The sequence below is a fragment of the Aeromonas caviae genome (assembly GCF_000819785.1).
Taxonomy (GTDB): Bacteria; Pseudomonadota; Gammaproteobacteria; order Enterobacterales; family Aeromonadaceae; genus Aeromonas; species Aeromonas caviae.
The window spans coordinates 17,565-34,686 of the sequence record NZ_CDBK01000014.1; the positions used below are offsets into that span (position 1 = coordinate 17,565).

Genomic DNA, 17,122 nt, shown 5'->3' on the forward strand with positions numbered 1-17,122 from the left:
TGCTTAGTGTTAAAAGTAATTGGCTCACGTTCGACGGTTTGCCAGGCAAGGCGTCGGCCAAGAAAAAGGACAATATGACAGTCAAACTCGAGGTCAAATCCCTCTACAAAATCTTCGGCGATCAGCCGGATAAAGCGTTCAAATTGCTGGCGAAAGGGCATGATCGCGCCAGTATCCTGAAAAAGACCGGACAGACCCTGGGGGTCCAGGATGTCAATTTGGTCATCAACGAAGGGGAGATCTTCGTGGTGATGGGCCTCTCCGGTTCGGGCAAGTCCACCCTGGTGCGTCTCTTCAACCGGCTGATCGAGCCGACCCGCGGCCAGGTGCTGATCGATGGCGAGGACATCGCCGGCATCTCGGAGCGCGAGCTGCGCCAGGTGCGTCGCAAGAAGATCAGCATGGTATTCCAGTCTTTCGCCCTGATGCCGCACCTGAGTGTGCTGGAAAATACCGCCTTCGGGCTGGAGCTGGCCGGTGTACCGCTGGCGGAGCGCCAGCAGAGCGCCCGTCAGGCGCTCCATCAGGTGGGGCTGGGACAGTGGATAGAGGCTTATCCGGATGCCCTCTCCGGCGGCATGAAGCAGCGGGTCGGGCTGGCCCGGGCCCTTGCCAATGACCCCGACATCCTGCTGATGGACGAAGCTTTCTCCGCGCTGGATCCCCTGATCCGCACCGAAATGCAGGATGAGCTGCTCAAGCTGCAGGCCAGCCAGCAGCGCACCATCGTCTTCATCTCCCACGATCTGGACGAGGCGATGCGCATCGGCGATCGCATCGCCATCATGCAGGATGGCCAGCTGGTGCAAGTGGGCACCCCGGACGAGATCCTGAACCAGCCCGCCAACGACTATGTGCGCGCCTTCTTTCGCGGGGTGGATCTGGCCCATGTGTTCAGCGCCCGCGACGTGGCCAGCCGCAAGCAGGTGCCCCTTATCAAGAAACACACCACCGACGGGCCGGGCAACGCCCTGCGCCAGCTCAAGGAGCTTGAGCGGGAGTTCGGCTACGTGGTGGATCGCAGCCGCCGCTTCCTCGGGGTCGTCTCGGTGGAGTCGCTCGGTCAGGCGGTAAGGGCCAAAGGCAGCCTGGAGCAGGCGTTGCTGGCGGACATCCAGCCCATCCTGGCGGACACCGCCCTCAATGAACTGATCAGCCAGGTGGCGGCAGCCCCCTGTCAGGTGCCCGTGGTCGAGGAGGATGGCACTTACCTCGGCCTCATCTCCAAGGCCAATCTGCTCAATACCCTGGACAGGAGTACTCCGGCATGAAGCTGATGAATCCCCATTTCTTGCTGAGCGGGCTGCTGGCCCTGGTGCTGCTGGCGAGCCCTTCCCTGCGGGCCGATGAGGTGGCGGCAGACCCCTGGAGCGCGCCTGCGTCCACCGAGGTGTCCGATCCCTGGGGCAGTACCGACACCCAGGCCACCGACTGGCAGAACCAGATCGAAGCCGCCGACACCACAACCGCCATCGACTGGCTGGATCCTTTCCAGCAGGCGCTGGTGCCGCTGGATACCTGGGTGGAAGGGGGCATCGGCTGGCTGGTGGAGAACCTGCGGCCGCTGTTCCAGCTGATCCGCGCACCGGTGGAGCTGACCCTGAACGCCATGACCCATCTGCTGCAGACGGTGCCCTCCACCCTGATGATGGGGCTCCTGGCCCTGCTTGCCTGGCAACTGGTGAACGGCCGCATGGCGCTCGGCACGCTCGTATCTCTTGTGGGGATCGGGCTCATCGGGGCCTGGTCCGATGCCATGGTGACCCTGTCCCTGGTGCTGACCTCGCTGTTCTTCTGTGTGCTGCTGGGGTTGCCCACCGGCATCCTGCTGGCCCGCAGCGAGCGGCTCTCCACCTGGACCCGGCCGCTGCTGGATGCCATGCAGACCACCCCGGCATTCGTCTACCTCATCCCCATCGTGATGCTGTTTGGCATCGGCAACGTGCCCGGGGTGGTGGTGACCGTCATCTTCGCCCTGCCGCCCATGATCCGGCTCACCATGCTGGGTATTCGCCAGGTGCCCACGGATCTGGTGGAGGCGGCCCACTCGTTCGGTGCCAGCCCCTCCCAGTTGCTGTTCAAGGTTCAGCTGCCGCTCGCCATGCCCACCATCATGGCCGGGGTCAACCAGACCCTGATGCTGGCGCTCTCCATGGTGGTGATCGCCTCCATGATCGCGGTGGGAGGCCTCGGCCAGATGGTGCTGCGCGGCATCGGCCGGCTCGACATGGGGCTCGCCTCCATCGGCGGCCTCGGCATCGTGCTGCTGGCCATCGTGCTCGACCGCCTCACCCAGGCGATGGGGCAACCGGATCGCACCCGTACCGGCCGCTGGTATCAGCACGGCCCCGCCGCCCTGCTGCTGCGCCTGGCCGGCCGTGACAAGAAAATCGATTACAAAGGAGTAAACGCATGAGACCGATCACCAAAGGATTGACCCTGGGCACATTGCTGCTGAGTACCCAACTGCTGAGCCCGCTCGCCATGGCCAGCACCGAGTTGCCGGGGGAGGGGGTTCGCGTTCAGCCCCTGCAGAGCTCCTTGCCGGAAGAGGCCTTCCAGAGCCTGCTGGTGAGCAAGCTGATGGCGCGTCTGGGTTACGATGTCCAGCCCGCCCAGGAGGTGGACTACAACGTGGCTTATGCCTCGGTGGCCCAGGGAGACGGCACCTTCCTCGCGTTCAACTGGGTGCCGCTGCAGGACAACAAGTACGAGCAGGCGGGAGGCGACAAGGTGTTCTTCCGTGAGGGCACCTATGTGGCCGGTGCCGCCCAGGGGTACCTCATCGACAAGAAGACCGCGACCCAATACGGCATCACCAACCTGGGCCAGCTCAAGGATCCCGAGGTGGCGGCGCTGTTTGACGGGGATGGCGACGGCAAGGCCGACCTCATCGGTTGCAACCCCGGCTGGGGCTGCGAGGGGGCGATCAACCATCACCTCGACGCCTTTGGTCTGACCCCCACGGTGGCCCACAAGCAGGGCAACTACGCGGCGCTGATCGCCGATACCCTGGCTCGCTACCAGGCCGGCAAGCCGGTGCTCTATTACACCTGGACCCCCTACTGGCTCAGCAGCGAACTGGTGCCGGGCAAGGATGTGGTGTGGCTGGAAGTCCCCGCCGACGCCCCGGATGCGGCCAAGACCCGCTTGCCGAACGGCAAGAACTACGGCTTTGCGGTGAACACCATGCACATCGTTGTCAACAAGCGGTTTGCCGAGGCCAATCCGGCCGCCGCCAAGCTCTTCTCCATCGTCAAGCTGCCGCTCAATGACATCAACGTGCAGAACGGCCTGATGAACAAGGGGCAGAACAAGCCGGCGGACGTGGAGCGTCATGCCGACGCCTGGCTCAAGGGCCACGAGGCACTGGTGAACGACTGGCTGAATCAGGCGCGCGCTGCCGCCATGTAATGAAGGGCGTTACATCACCCTTTTGCGCAAAGAAAAACGCCCGGCAGTTGCCGGGCGTTTTTTGTGGGCGGGCGCAGCACATGGCCGGGCCGGGGGATCAGATGCCGGAGCCGTCGCTCTCGCCACCTTCCTCATGCAGGCCGCACTCGCGCTTGAGGCCGAAGAAGCGGGTCTGCTCCTCGCTCATGCCGGGCTCCCACTTGGCGGTGGTGTGCACGTCGCCGACCGAGAGGTAACCCTGCTCCCACAGCGGGTGGTAGGGCAGGTCGAACTCCTTGAAATAGTAGAAGACGTCCTTGTTGCTCCAGTCGATCACCGGCAGGAACTTGAAGCGACCGCGCTGGATGGCCAGCACCGGCAGCTTGCCCCGGCTGCCGGACTGCTCACGGCGCAGGCCCGAGAACCAGGTGCGGGCACCCAGCTCGTTCAGGGCGCGGTCCATGGGCTCCACCTTGTTGAGCTGGTTGTAGCGGGTGATCCCCTCCACCCCCTGCTCCCACAGGAGGCCGAAGCGGGCCTCCTGCCAGGCTGGGCTGAGTTCGGCCCGGTAGATCTTGAGGTTGAGCGCGAGACGCTCGGTCAGTTCGTCGATGAAACGGTAGGTCTCGGGGAAGAGGTACCCGGTGTCGGTCAGCACCACGGGCACGTCGGCCCGCTCGCGGCTCACCAGGTGCAGCATGAGCGCCGCCTGGATGCCGAAACTCGACGACAGCACATGCTCCCCCGGCAGGTTGGCCAGGGCCCAGCGCACCCGCTCGGGGGCGCTCATGGCGTCCAGCTCCCGGTTGAGGGGGGCCAGCGCCTCGACCTGCTCCTCCCGGCCCAGGGCCAGCAGGGCGTCGAGGTCGAGCCGGCCGTCGGCGGTGCGCGCCAGCCGGGCTGTATCAGTCTGTTCAGGCTGCATAGAAGTCCCTCGCGGAGTCGATAACCGGGGCGATGATCCCGGCGCGAATGACAAAATCGCCGAAGCACTCGTTCAGGTTGCGCTCGCTCGCCCAGCGGCCGATCAGGGCGTCCAGTTCGGCCAGGATCTGCGGCTCGGTGATGTTCTCCAGGTGCAGGCGCGGGATGCGGGTCCCCTCGAGGTTGCCCCCCAGGTGCAGGTTGTAGCGACCCGGCGCCTTGCCCACCAGACCCACTTCCGCCAGCATGGCGCGGCCGCAGCCGTTGGGGCAGCCGGTGACCCGGAAGATGATGGCGTCATCCGCCAGGCCGTGCTTGGCCAGCAGCCCCTCGATGTCGGTGACGAAGGCAGGCAGCATGCGCTCGGCCTCGGCCATCGCCAGGGGGCAGGTGGGCAGGGCCACACAGGCCATGGACTGCTTGCGCTGCTCGCTCACGCCGTCATCCAGCAGACCGTACTGGCGCGCCAGGGCTTCGATGCGTGCCTTCTCGCCGGCAGGCACGCCCGCGATGATGAGGTTCTGGTTGGCGGTGAGGCGGAAGTCCCCCTGATGCACCTTGGCGATCTCCAGCATGCCGGTCTTGAGGGGCTTGCCCGGGAAGTCCAGCAGGCGGCCGTTCTCGATAAACAGGGTCAGGTGGTGCTTGCCGTCGATCCCCTCCACCCAGCCGAAGCGATCGCCACGGCTGGTGAATTCATAGGGGTGAACCGGCCCGAACTGGATGCCGGCGCGGTTCTCCACCTCGGCCTTGAAGGCCTCGACCCCCACCCGTTCAAGGGTGTACTTGGTCTTGGCGTTCTTGCGGTTGACCCGGTTGCCCCAGTCGCGCTGGGTGCTGACCACGGCGGCCGCCACCTCCAGCACGTGGGAGAGCGGAATGAAGCCAAAGTCGCTCGCCTTGCGCGGGTAGGTGGTGGTGTCGCCGTGGGTCATGGCCAGACCGCCCCCCACCAGCACGTTGAAGCCCACCAGCTTGCCGTGATCGGCAATGGCCACGAAGTTGAGATCGTTGGCGTGGATGTCCACATCGTTGTGGGGCGGGATGACCACGGTTGTCTTGAATTTGCGCGGCAGGTAGTTGGAGCCCAGGATCGGCTCCTCGTCACCCCCCAGCTTCTCGCCATCCAGCCAGATCTCCACGTAGGCGCGGGTCTTGGGCAGCAGGTGCTCGGAGATCTTCTTGGCCCACTCGTAGGCCTCCTGGTGCAACTCGGACTCCACCGGGTTGCTGGTGCAGAGTACGTTGCGGTTCACGTCCCCCGCGGTGGCGATGGAGTCGATACCTGTGCTGTTGAGGGTCTGGTGCATCAGCTTGATGTCGCGCTTCAGTACCCCGTGGAACTGGAAGGTCTGGCGGGTGGTCAGGCGGATGCTGCCGTACATGCTGTGTTCTTCGGCGAACTTGTCGATCACCTGCCACTGGGCCGGGGTGATGATGCCGCCGGGTAGGCGGGCGCGCAGCATGACGTTGTGCAGGGGCTCCAGCTTCTGGGCGGCGCGCTCCGGGCGGATGTCGCGGTCATCCTGCTGATACATGCCGTGGAAGCGGATCAGCTGGAAGTTGTCGCCGTTGAAGCCGCCGGTGAGCGGGTCCTGCAGATCTTCGGCGATGGTGCCGCGCAGGAAGTTGCTCTCGCGCTTGAGGCGTTCGTTGTCAGCCAGCGGCCCTTCGACCGGTCCCGGAATAAGTTGTTTGCTCATCAATAGACATCCCTTTGATAACGTTTGGCACGACGCAATTCGCTCAGATACTCTTCTGCTTCCTCACGGCTCTTGTGGCCGTGTTCCGCAATCACTTCCAGCAGGGCTTCCTGCACATCCTTCGCCATGTGGTTGGCGTCGCCACACACATAGAAGTGAGCGCCTGCTTCCAGCCACTGGTAGAGCTCAAGCCCTGCCTCGCGCAGGCGGTCCTGCACATAAATCTTGTTGGCCTGATCCCGGCTGAAGGCCAGGGAGATCTTGGACAGCAGGCCCGATTTCACATAACGCTGCCACTCCACCTGATAGAGGAAGTCCTGGGTGAAGTGGGGGTTGCCGAAGAAGAGCCAGTTCTTGCCCTCTGCCCCCTGTGCTTCCCGCTCCTGCAGGAAAGCGCGGAACGGGGCAATGCCGGTGCCCGGGCCCACCATGATGACGGGGGTGTCGGGATTGGCGGGCAGGCGGAAGTTGTCGTTGTGCTCCACGAACACCCGGACCTCGGCATCTTCCGGCAGACGGTCCGCCAGATAGGAGGAGGCGCCGCCGCTTCGCACTGTGCCATCTTCTTGGGGGTAGCGCACCACGCCGACGGTCAGGTGCACCTCTTCTTCCACCTCGCTCTGGGCGGAGGCGATGGAGTAGAGGCGGGGGGTGAGGGGGCGCAGCAGTGCGATCAGTTGATCGGCACTCAAGGAAGCCGGGAAGCGTTTCAGTACGTCCACCACCTGTGCGCTGGCCACCAGGGCGTTGACCTGGGCCTTGTCACCGGCCAGATCTTTGAGCGCCGCGTTGTCCGTGATCTCGGCGAGGCCAGTGATCAGGCCCCCGTGCAACCGGGTCAGCTCGTAGTGACGGGTCAGCGCCTCGCGCAGGCTGCCATGGGGGGTGGCCTCATCACCGGTCAGACCGGTCAGGGCCAGCACTTCCCCCACGAGATCGGCGTCGTTGTCGAACCAGATGCCGAGCGCATCCCCCGGCTGGTAGGTGATGCCGGACTCTTCCAGGTTGATCTCGATGTGGCGGATGTCCTTGGTGGAGTCGCGGCCGGTGATCTTCTGGTTCACCGAGAGTCTGGCGGGGAAGGGGTTCTCCTTGTTGTACTGGCTGTGGCCGACGGCGGCCTGCACCGAGCCCGCCACGCTGGCGGTCGCGGCGCCGGCAGAGAGGGTGGCGGCGACCGCCGCAACGGCCTGCTCGCCCCAGGCCTTGGCGGCATCCTGATAATCCACATCGAGGCTAGCTAGCTCATGGATGCGCTCGGCCCCCGCTTTGGCGAGGAAACCATCGAAATCCTTGCCGGTCTGGCAGAAGAACTCATAGGAGCTGTCACCCAGCCCCAGCACGGCAAACTTGAGCCCTTCCAGCTTGCCGACCTTGCCCTTTTTGAGCTGCTCGAACAGATCGACGGCGCTCTCGGGGGGCTCCCCCTCCCCGTAAGTGCTCACTACCACCAGCAGGTGGCTCTCTTTCTTGAGCTGCTTGGGTTTGTAGTCCGCCATGGAGGTGAGGGTCACCGGCAGGCCGCGGGCCTCGGCCTGGGCCTTGATGGCGCTGGCCACGCCCTTGGCATTCCCGGTCTGGGAGCCGTAGAGAATGGTCAGGCTGCCGCCGGGAGCCGCGGCTTCTGCGCCTGCGCTCGCCACGGGCTGGACGCCCGCCTGGGAGAGGCCGTAGAGATAACCGCTGACCCAGGCCAGTTGCTGGGTATTGAGGGTGGTGAGAACTTGGTTGAGCTGGCGCTGCTGTTCGTCAGAGAGCGGGCTCAGGATGGGGGCTGTCAATGGCATCACACATGTCTTCCATGGTCTGATTTTTGGTCAGGGTAAGGGGTGTAATGAATAACAACAAAGAATAAAAATATCTTCTTTATGCGATTTATGAATTTATAAAGCCAAAATCCATCTCAGCCCCGGGGCGCCCGTGATATAAAAATGGCCTTGCCGAGCCCCCTGTCCCGGGGATCTCTCATGCCCCAAGGAGCAACCATGTCCCGTTTCTTTCATGTCAACGCCTTCAGCCATCACCCCTTCGGAGGCAACCCCGCCGTGGTGGTGCTGGGGGAAGCGCGGCCCGACGCCGAGCTGCAGGCCATGGCAGCGGAGTTCAACCTCTCTGAGAGCGCCTTTCTGACCCAACTGGGGGAGGAGCATTACGGGTTGCGCTGGTTCACCCCGCAAGTGGAGGTGGACTTGTGCGGCCATGGCACCCTGGCGGCGGCCCATGTGCTGTGGCAGACGGGGGCGGTGGCCGAAGATCAGCCCATCCGCTTCGCGACCCGCAGCGGCGAGTTGGTTGCCCGGCGGGAAGGGGAGTGGATCTGGCTCGACTTCCCGCGTATCTCTCTGGCTCCTCTTGAGCTGGATCCTGCCTATGGGGCAGCCCTCGGCTGCCAGCCGCTGCAAACCCTGGCGGTCGGGGCCAAGTTCCTGCTTGAGCTCGCCAGCGAGGAGGCGGTCCGCGCGCTTACCCCCGATTTTCACGCCCTGCGGGCGCTGCCGGGCCGGGGGATCATGGTGACGGCGCCATCGAGCCGGAAGGAGGACGACTTCGTCTCCCGCTACTTCGCCCCCTGGGTAGGAGTGGACGAGGATCCGGTGACCGGCTCCAACCACTGCGCCCTGGTGCCCTTCTGGGCCGATCGGCTCGGCAAACGGCAATTGCGGGCCCGCCAGATCTCGGCCCGGGGTGGGGATCTCAGGCTGGAATTGCAGGAGGGGCGGGTGCTGATGGCGGGCCGGGCACTGACCCTGTGGCAGGGGGAGTGGCTGCTGCCGCCGGCCTGATAAGCGGCAAGTTGGTGGCGTATTGAAGGTTCGCCACCGGTTGTGTCCGTCATAAAAAACGCCCCGCAATTGCGGGGCGTTTTGATTGCCATGGACGGCAGCGTTTTGCTACGGCCCTGTTTCTGCGGCGCTTACTTTTGTGGACGCAGAGCTGGGAACAGGATGACGTCGCGGATGGTGTGGCTGTTGGTGAACAGCATCACCAGACGGTCGATACCGATACCCTGACCGGCGGTCGGCGGCAGACCGTGTTCCAGCGCGGTGACGAAGTCGGCGTCGTAGAACATGGCTTCGTCGTCCCCTGCGGCTTTCTGGTCAACCTGGGCCTGGAAGCGCTCGGCCTGATCTTCCGCATCGTTCAGCTCGGAGAAGCCGTTGGCCAGCTCGCGACCGCCGATGAAGAACTCGAAGCGGTCGGTGACGTCCGGGTTCTGGTCGTTGCGACGGGCCAGCGGGGAGACGGCAGCCGGGTACTCGGTGATGAAGGTCGGTTGCAGCAGCATGTGTTCCACGGTCTCTTCGAAGATCGCGGTGATCACGTGGCCCAGCTCCCAGCTCTTCATCAGCTCGATCTTCAGACCCTTGGCGACGGCGGTGGCCTTCTCAAGAGTGGCCAGATCGTCACGGGTCACACCCGGGTTGTACTTCAGGATGGAGTCGACCATGGAGAGGCGCTGGAACGGCTGACCGAAATCGATGGTCAGGCCCTCTTCGCCCTCTTTGGCGTAACGGATCTTGGTGTCGCCCAGGATGTCCTGTGCCAGGGTGCGCAGCATCTCTTCGGTCAGGTCCATCAGGTCGATGTAGTCGGCGTAGGCCATATAGAACTCGAGCATGGTGAACTCGGGGTTATGGCGAACGGAGATACCTTCGTTGCGGAAGTTGCGGTTGATCTCGTAGACACGCTCGAAACCACCGACCACCAGACGCTTCAGATAGAGTTCCGGAGCGATACGCAGGTACATGTCGATGTCCAGCGCATTGTGGTGGGTGATGAAGGGACGTGCGGAGGCGCCACCCGGGATGACTTGCATCATGGGGGTTTCCACTTCCATGAAGCGCTTGTCATTCAGGAACTTGCGAATGCCTGCCACCACTTTGGTGCGGGTCACGAAGGTCTTGCGAGACTCTTCGTTGGCGATCAGGTCCAGGTAACGCTGGCGGCAGCGGGCTTCCTGGTCGGTCAGACCCTTGTGCTTCTCGGGCAGCGGGCGCAGGGCCTTGGTCAGCAGGCGGATGGTGGAGACGTGTACGGAGAGCTCACCGGCGTTGGTGCGGAACAGGGTACCCTCGACACCGACGATGTCACCCAGATCCCACTTCTTGAACTGCTCGTTGTAGAAGCCTTCCGGCAGATCGTCACGGGTCACGTAGATCTGGATCTTGCCAGCCATGTCCTGCAGGGTCGCGAAAGATGCCTTGCCCATGATCCGGCGGGTCATGATGCGACCGGCAATCTTCACCTGTTTACCCAGGGCGACCAGCTCGTCATTGCTCTTGTCGCCGAATTCGGCATGCAGATCGCCGGAGAGGCTGTCACGACGGAAGTCGTTGGGGAAAGGATTGCCCTGGGCGCGCAAGGCGGCCAGCTTGGAGCGACGCTCAAGCATCTCGTTGTTCAGTTCGAGAGTCTGGTCGACTTCCGGGGTGGTGGTTTGTTCAGACATGGTGATTCCTGCTGCTCTGTTTACAGGCCTGATTTCAGGCTGGCTTCGATAAACTTGTCCAAGTCGCCGTCGAGTACCGATTGGGTATTGCGGGTTTCGACGCCGGTGCGCAGATCCTTGATACGGGAATCATCCAGTACGTAGGAGCGGATCTGGCTGCCCCAGCCGATGTCGGACTTGGTCTCTTCGAGGGCTTGCTTCTCAGCGTTCTGCTTTTGAATTTCCAGCTCGTAGAGCTTGGCCTTCAACTGCTTCATACACTGATCTTTGTTCTTGTGCTGGGAACGGTCGTTCTGGCACTGCACCACCACGCCGGTCGGCACGTGGGTGATACGCACCGCGGACTCGGTCCGGTTGACGTGCTGACCACCGGCACCGGAGGCGCGGTAGACGTCGATGCGAAGATCAGCCGGGTTGATCTCGATCTCGATGTCATCATCGATCTCGGGGTAGACGAACACGGAGCAGAACGAGGTGTGGCGACGGCCGCCGGAATCGAACGGCGACTTGCGTACCAGACGGTGCACGCCGGTCTCGGTGCGCAGCCAGCCGAAGGCATACTCGCCGGTGAACTTGATGGTGGCGGACTTGATGCCGGCCACGTCGCCCTCGGAGCATTCGATGAGCTCGGGCTTGTAGCCGTGGGCATCGCCCCAGCGCAGGTACATGCGCAGCACCATGTTGGCCCAGTCCTGGGCCTCGGTGCCACCGGAACCGGACTGGATGTCGATGTAGCAGTCGGAACCGTCGTGCTGACCGGAGAACATGCGACGGAACTCGAGATCCACCAGCTTGGCCTCCAGCTCGTCCGCTTCGACCACGGCTTCGTTGAAGGTCTCTTCGTCTTCGCCTTCGACGGCCAGGCTGACCAGCATCTCGACGTCATCGACGCCCTGGGTCAGGGTATCGATGGTGCTGACGACGTTCTCCAGGGAGACGCGCTCCTTGCCCAGCGCCTGTGCGCGCTCGGGTTCGTTCCAGACATCCGGCTGTTCCAGCTCGGCATTGACCTCTTCTAGACGCTCTTTCTTGGCGTCATAGTCAAAGGTACCCCCTAAGCAGCTCGGTCCTCTCAGACAGCTCCTTAAGCTTGTTTAATACAGGATTGACTTCAAACATCGTGAAAACTCTCGGGGTCGATGTGATTTAAAAACGGGATATTCTAGCCAATTGCAGAAGGAATAAACAGGGTTGGCTGGCCCCGCTCTTTTTCCTGCTCCAATTTTCCGCAGCATTTTTAAAATTTCCGCGTAAAATATCGTCACTCACGCCATTCTCCGCTTTAGTTTTACGCAGATTGGCCGCTAACAACACACAGTGCCACGCACTCCCGATTGATCCTGTTCCCGACCCCCACAAGAAGAAAACACGATGAAAAACCTATCACTCAAGCAGAAGATACTGTTGTCTGTGGTCATCGCCTTGTCACTGGTGATCCTGCTGCTCTCCTGGCAGAGCTACACCAGCCAGAAGTCCATGCTGCTGCAAGGCAGTCAGGAACAGGTGCAGCGCCTTGGCAGCCAGCAGGCCGCCAGCGTCAGCGACTGGCTTGCCGCCCGTCGTGACGTCATCCAGGCCCTTGGCAACAAGGCCGGTGCCGAGCCCCTCAACGCCCTGCAACAGGCCCAGGTGTCCGGCCGTTTCCAGCTCACCTATTTTGGTGAGGGCAGTGGCAAGATGAACGACTCCGACCCCTCCATCAACCGCGACGGTTACGATCCCCGCTCCCGTGGCTGGTATCAGGAAGCCATGGCCAAGGGCGGCATGATCGTCACCAAACCCTACCTCGACGTGGCCTACAACATTCTGGTGGTGACCCTGGCCCAGCCTGCCCAGGGCGGCGTGGTGGGGGGGGATCTCTCCATTGCCTCCCTGGTGGATGACATCACCAAGATGAAGCTGCCTGCGGACGGCTTCGCCATCCTGATGCACAAGGATGGCACCGTCATCGCCTACAAGGATGCGGCCAAGGCGATGAAGCCAGCCAGCGAGATCGACAACGATCTGACCAATGCCCTGATCGAGCAGAGCAAGGCGAGCAACAGCCTGGTGCCTGCTTTCTTCGACAACGAGGGGCGTGACAAGCTGCTGTGGGCGACGGACATTCCGGACACCGACTGGGAGCTGGTGCTGGTACTGGACAAGAGCACCCTGGAGGCGCCGCTCTCCTCCCTGCTGATGACCCAGCTCGGCCTGGCCCTGCTGGTGCTGGTGGGCAGCATCCTCGCCATCTCCTGGCTGGTCAGCCTGCTGCTCGGTCCCCTCACCAAGGTGTCCCAGGCCCTGGCCCGCATCGCCGACGGTAACGGCGATCTGACCCAGCGTATCAAGATCGACGCCAATGACGAAGTGGGCCAGCTCGCCGGCAGCTTCAACCGCTTCGTGGGCAGCCAGCATCAGCTCATCGCCAACATCCGTCAGCTTGCCAACGAGCTGAACGCCGATGCCGAACGCAGTCTGGTGACCAACCAGGCCGCGGTGGAAGAGCTGCAGCGCCAGCAACAGGAGGTGACCATGGTCGCCACCGCCGTCACCGAGATGGCGAGTGCCACCATGGAGATCGCGGGCAACGCCGAGAACACCGCTGCCGCCGCCCAGCAATCCGCCCAGAGCAGTGAACAGGGCAAGATCCTGGTGAACCAGACTCGCCAGTCCATCAACAACCTGGCCGAGGAAGTGGGGCAGGCGACCGGCGTCATCGGTGAGCTGAGCCGTCACGCCCAGGCCATCTCCGGCATCCTCTCCACCATCCAGGGCATCGCCGAGCAGACCAACCTGCTGGCGCTGAACGCGGCCATTGAAGCGGCCCGTGCCGGCGAACAGGGTCGCGGTTTCGCCGTGGTGGCGGACGAGGTGCGGGTGCTGTCGCGCCGTACCCAGGATTCCACCCAGGAGATCCAGTCCACCATCGAAACCCTGCAACAGACCACGGCCCGCGCGGTGAGCCTGATGCAGACCAGCCAGGGGTTGGCAGACAACAGCGTGAAGGATGCCGACGCTGCCGCTGCGGCCCTGGAGGAGATAACCCAGGCCGTCAGCCTCATCTCCGACATGGCGGGCCAGATCGCCACCGCCGCCGAGGAGCAGACCCAGGTGACCGGTGAAATCACCCAGAACACCACCGCCATCAAGGATGTGAGCGACGAGATCACCGCTTCCGCCATGCGCGACCTGGATCAGGCGCACAACCTCAAGGGGCGAGCCACCAATCTGAACCAGCAGGTGTCGACCTTTATTTTGTAAGGAAGGTCAGGCCGCAGTCCTACCGTGGCGTCAGTAAAAAGCCCCGCACCTTGGTGCGGGGCTTTTTGTTGCCTGCCGTCGGCCCCTTGGTGGGGCTCGGGGCAGCGTCCAGGGACCAGCAAGCAAAGAGCCCACCGCAAGGTGGGCTCTGTCATACGGGGCCTGCGTCCGGGATCACAGGAAGGGCAGGGCCAGGAACAGCTTGATCACCACGGCGTTGATGATGTCGATGAAGAAGGCACCGACCATGGGCACCACCAGGAAGGCCAGGTGGGAGGGGCCGAAGCGCTGGGTAATGGCCTGCATGTTGGCAATGGCCGTGGGGGTGGCGCCGAGGCCGAAGCCGCAGTGACCCGCCGCCAGCACGGCCGCATCATAGTTGCGCCCCATGACCCGGAAGGTGACGAAGATGGCGTAGAGCGCCATCGCTACCGTCTGCACGGCCAGCAGGATGAAGATGGGCAGGGCCAGGCTTGCCAGCTCCCACAGCTTGAGGCTCATCAGCGCCATGGCGAGGAAGAGCGACAGGCTGACGTTGCCGAGCAGGGAGACCTCGCGGTCGCTCACTTCGTGCCAGTTGAGCAGGGTGAGCAGGTTGCGCAGCAGCACGCCGACAAAGAGCACGCAGACGAAGATCGGCAACTCGAAGACGCCGCCCTTGAGATAGAGGGCCAGCATTTCGCCCCCTTTCAGGCTGATGGCGATGAGTGCCAGAGTCTCGATCAGGCTGAAGGTGGTGAGCGGGCGCTCCATGTCCGGCATTTCGAAGCCCTGGGGGGCGCCGTCACGGTTGTGCTCCTCACCGGGCACCTGCACCTTCTTCACCAGATAACGGGCGACCGGGCCGCCGATGAGGCCCCCCAGCACCAGGCCGAAGGTGGCACAGGCAATCGCCAGCTCGGCGGCGGATTGCACGCCGTACTTCTCGGTGAAGATGGAGCCCCAGGCCGCCCCGGTGCCGTGGCCGCCGGAGAGGGTGATGGAGCCGGCCAGCAGCCCCATGTGGGGATCCAGCCCCAGCAGGGTGGCCAGACCCACCCCCAGGGTGTTCTGCACCAGCAGCAGGCCGGTGACCACCAGCAGGAAGGTGGCCACCGCCTTGCCGCCGCGCTTGAGGCTGCCCAGATCGGCGGAGAGGCCGATGGAGGCGAAGAAGGTCAGCATCAGGGCCGTCTGCAGGCTGGTATCAAATTGCAGTTCGATCTGCAGGGTGGAACGCAGCACCAGCAGCACCAGGGCAACCACCAGGCCACCGGCCACGGGTTTGGGGATGTTGAAAGTGCGCAGGGGTCCTATCTTGTTGACCAGCAGGCGGCCAAGCAGCAGCACCAGGGTCGCGGCGACCAGGGTGGCGTAGGCATCAAGTTGTAGCATTCAGTGCTCCCATGTTGATCGGCTGTGTCTTTGGCGAGAAAGACTCACGGATCCAGCCGGGATGAAACAGAGTGGCGAACGCGCCAGTGACAGAGGGGCCGCAGCCCCGTCCCTCTGCAAAAGAGGGGGTCGACACGAGCCCGTGTTCGTCGGGCGTCCAGATGAGATTTGTGAAAAATCCGCCGGATACTAGCAAAAAACACCAAGTACATCCACATATGTCACATTAATGATTAAAACATGGTGTTAACATGGCATTTAAAACTGTCTCGCCGAGTGTGCTCCGGATCGCAACAATGCTGCTGCGGCTGTCATTTGCAGCGGCACTCTTTATAATTCGCCCGGTTCCGCCCCCACGGGAGGACACAGACCCTCAAGAGGTCTGCGGATGACCGATATTGAGCCCGCCCGCACCATCTGAAGGACGGGGGCTGTATCGGTTGAGCCCTGTTTGATTTGCCGGTTTCCAGTCCAGAGAGAGGAGAGGGTGTGAAGAAGTCCATCTACATTGCCTACACAGGCGGCACCATAGGGATGCAGCGTTCCGACCACGGTTATGTACCGATGGCGGGCTTCATGGAGGACTGTCTGGCACGGATGCCCGAGTTCCATCGACCGGAAATGCCCGATTACCATATTCACGAATATGCCCCCCTCATCGACTCTTCCGACATGACGCCAGCAGACTGGCAGCGCATCGCCGAGGATATCAAGGGCAACTACGACAAGTACGACGGTTTCGTCATTCTGCACGGCACCGACACCATGTCGTTCACCGCGTCTGCGCTCTCCTTCATGCTCGAAGATCTGCACAAGCCGGTCATCATCACCGGCTCCCAGATCCCCCTGGCCGAGCTGCGCTCGGACGGTCAGCAGAACCTGCTCAACGCCCTCTATATCGCGGCCAACTACCCGATCCACGAGGTGACGCTCTTCTTCAACAACCAGCTCTATCGCGGCAACCGCAGCAAGAAGGTGCATGCCGACGGCTTCCACGCCTTCGACTCGCCCAACTACCCGCCCCTGCTCAATGCCGGTATCGCCATCTCCCTGGAGGCAGGTGAGCTGGGCGTGCCGTGCGATCGCCCCCTGGTGCTGCACGACATCACCCCCCAGCCCATCGGGGTGGTGACCCTCTATCCGGGGATCTCGGCGGAGGTGATAGCGAACATCCTGCAACAGCCGGTGCGTGCGCTGATCCTGCTCTCCTTCGGGGTGGGCAATGCGCCCCAGAACCCGGCCATGCTGGCGCTGCTCTCCGAGGCATCTGCCCGGGGCGTCATCATCGTCAACCTGAGCCAGTGCCTGCACGGCAAGGTCAACATGGGGGGCTATGCCACCGGCAACGCCCTCTCCCGTGCGGGAGTGATCTCGGGCTTTGACATGACCGCCGAGGCTGCGCTCACCAAGCTGCACTTCCTGCTGAGCCAGGATCTGCCGGCGCCACGCATCCGCGAGCTGATGCAGCAGTCCCTGCGCGGGGAGTTGACCCCCTGACTTTCCCTCTCACCCTAACCCTCTCACAGCGGGAGAGGGGGTAGATCGAGGTGGCGAGGTTTGCCATGAAGATCGCCGGCAGGTGGCCCGCTGACTGCTCGCAGGGGAGTGCCAGCTCCCTTCTCCCCTGGTGGGAGAAGGGCCGGGGATGAGGGGATATGTCAGGAAAAAGAGAGGGGAGCCATATTGGCTCCCCTCTTTCGTTGTGGCGGGTGGCTCAGACTCAGTGGTTGAGATCGACCCGCACTATCTCTTCCTCGTCGCGATACTGACGCTTGAGCTCGCTCTTGCTCTTCATCACGATTTCGCCGTCACGGCCGATGTTCATGTGCTCGGGGTTCTCAAGGTGCATCGCCTGCCAGGCCATCACGGCCTGCAGGGAAGTGGCCTTCTGCTCCTCGGTGAGGGGCTTGCCATCCGGCCATTTGCCGAGCTCGACCGCAGTCTTGAGCCGCTCGTACACCTCTTTGGGCATCTGCGCTATCGCTTGTTGAAACGTCACTTGCTGAGACGACATCCGGCCTCTCCTTGAAAATTG

General features: G+C 63.0%; 13 protein-coding genes. 6 read left to right on the forward strand and 7 right to left on the reverse strand.

Going from position 1 to position 17,122, the window contains the following annotated elements:
* The first annotated feature begins 74 nt into the window (after positions 1-74).
* Genes proV through proX form a run of 3 tightly spaced genes read left to right on the forward strand, consistent with a single transcriptional unit; the run spans position 75 to position 3,414 of the window.
* A complete protein-coding gene (gene proV / locus BN1120_RS01405; RefSeq protein ID WP_042014433.1) occupies positions 75-1,271 on the forward strand; it encodes a glycine betaine/L-proline ABC transporter ATP-binding protein ProV in 1,197 nt (398 codons plus the stop codon).
* Positions 1,268-2,416: a glycine betaine/L-proline ABC transporter permease ProW gene (gene proW / locus BN1120_RS01410; protein ID WP_042014434.1), complete on the forward strand. Its 1,149-nt coding sequence runs from the start codon at positions 1,268-1,270 to the stop codon at positions 2,414-2,416. The genes proV and proW overlap by 4 nt, the downstream gene beginning before the upstream one ends.
* Positions 2,413-3,414: a glycine betaine/L-proline ABC transporter substrate-binding protein ProX gene (gene proX, locus BN1120_RS01415; protein WP_042014435.1), complete on the forward strand. Its 1,002-nt coding sequence runs from the start codon at positions 2,413-2,415 to the stop codon at positions 3,412-3,414. Before proW ends, proX begins: the two co-directional genes overlap by 4 nt.
* A gap of 97 nt (positions 3,415-3,511) precedes the next feature.
* Here the strand turns inward: proX and BN1120_RS01420 are convergent, their stop codons facing one another.
* Genes BN1120_RS01420 through BN1120_RS01430 form a run of 3 tightly spaced genes read right to left on the reverse strand, consistent with a single transcriptional unit; the run spans position 3,512 to position 7,807 of the window.
* On the reverse strand, positions 3,512-4,318 hold the full coding sequence (locus BN1120_RS01420; RefSeq protein WP_010675432.1) for a phosphoadenylyl-sulfate reductase: 807 nt from the start codon (positions 4,316-4,318) through the stop codon (positions 3,512-3,514).
* Entirely contained in the window at positions 4,308-6,020 is a 1,713-nt protein-coding gene (gene cysI, locus BN1120_RS01425; RefSeq protein ID WP_042014437.1) for an assimilatory sulfite reductase (NADPH) hemoprotein subunit, read from the reverse strand. The genes BN1120_RS01420 and cysI overlap by 11 nt, the downstream gene beginning before the upstream one ends.
* Positions 6,020-7,807 carry an assimilatory sulfite reductase (NADPH) flavoprotein subunit gene (locus BN1120_RS01430; RefSeq protein WP_042014438.1) on the reverse strand — a complete coding sequence of 596 codons (1,788 nt, stop codon included), beginning with the start codon at positions 7,805-7,807 and terminating at the stop codon, positions 6,020-6,022. The genes cysI and BN1120_RS01430 overlap by 1 nt, the downstream gene beginning before the upstream one ends.
* 198 nt (positions 7,808-8,005) lie before the next feature.
* Between BN1120_RS01430 and BN1120_RS01435 the strand changes: the two genes are divergently transcribed.
* Entirely contained in the window at positions 8,006-8,803 is a 798-nt protein-coding gene (locus BN1120_RS01435) for a PhzF family phenazine biosynthesis protein (RefSeq protein ID WP_080767846.1), read from the forward strand.
* A gap of 131 nt (positions 8,804-8,934) precedes the next feature.
* Here BN1120_RS01435 and lysS read toward each other — a convergent pair whose 3' ends face one another.
* Both lysS and prfB read right to left on the reverse strand, forming a co-directional pair.
* Positions 8,935-10,470, reverse strand: coding sequence for a lysine--tRNA ligase (lysS, locus tag BN1120_RS01440; RefSeq protein ID WP_041215694.1), 1,536 nt, complete (start codon positions 10,468-10,470; stop codon positions 8,935-8,937).
* A 20-nt stretch (positions 10,471-10,490) separates the two neighbouring features.
* Positions 10,491-11,589 (reverse strand): peptide chain release factor 2 gene (gene prfB, locus BN1120_RS01445; RefSeq protein ID WP_102948437.1). Its coding sequence is split into 2 segments (ribosomal slippage): positions 10,491-11,513 and positions 11,515-11,589, totalling 1,098 coding nucleotides; the frame shifts between segments, so codons are not numbered across the junction.
* A gap of 252 nt (positions 11,590-11,841) precedes the next feature.
* Between prfB and BN1120_RS01450 the strand changes: the two genes are divergently transcribed.
* On the forward strand, positions 11,842-13,713 hold the full coding sequence (locus BN1120_RS01450; RefSeq protein ID WP_041215693.1) for a methyl-accepting chemotaxis protein: 1,872 nt from the start codon (positions 11,842-11,844) through the stop codon (positions 13,711-13,713).
* A gap of 174 nt (positions 13,714-13,887) precedes the next feature.
* Here the strand turns inward: BN1120_RS01450 and gltS are convergent, their stop codons facing one another.
* Positions 13,888-15,087: a sodium/glutamate symporter gene (gltS, locus tag BN1120_RS01455; protein WP_041215692.1), complete on the reverse strand. Its 1,200-nt coding sequence runs from the start codon at positions 15,085-15,087 to the stop codon at positions 13,888-13,890.
* A gap of 489 nt (positions 15,088-15,576) precedes the next feature.
* Here gltS and ansA point away from each other — a divergent pair, with 489 nt between their 5' ends.
* On the forward strand, positions 15,577-16,584 hold the full coding sequence (gene ansA / locus BN1120_RS01460) for an asparaginase (RefSeq protein ID WP_010675424.1): 1,008 nt from the start codon (positions 15,577-15,579) through the stop codon (positions 16,582-16,584).
* Between the two features lie 223 nt (positions 16,585-16,807).
* Here the strand turns inward: ansA and BN1120_RS01465 are convergent, their stop codons facing one another.
* Complete coding sequence (locus BN1120_RS01465; RefSeq protein WP_042014442.1) at positions 16,808-17,101, reverse strand: YeaC family protein; 294 nt, start codon at positions 17,099-17,101, stop codon at positions 16,808-16,810.
* Positions 17,102-17,122: the final 21 nt, after the last annotated feature.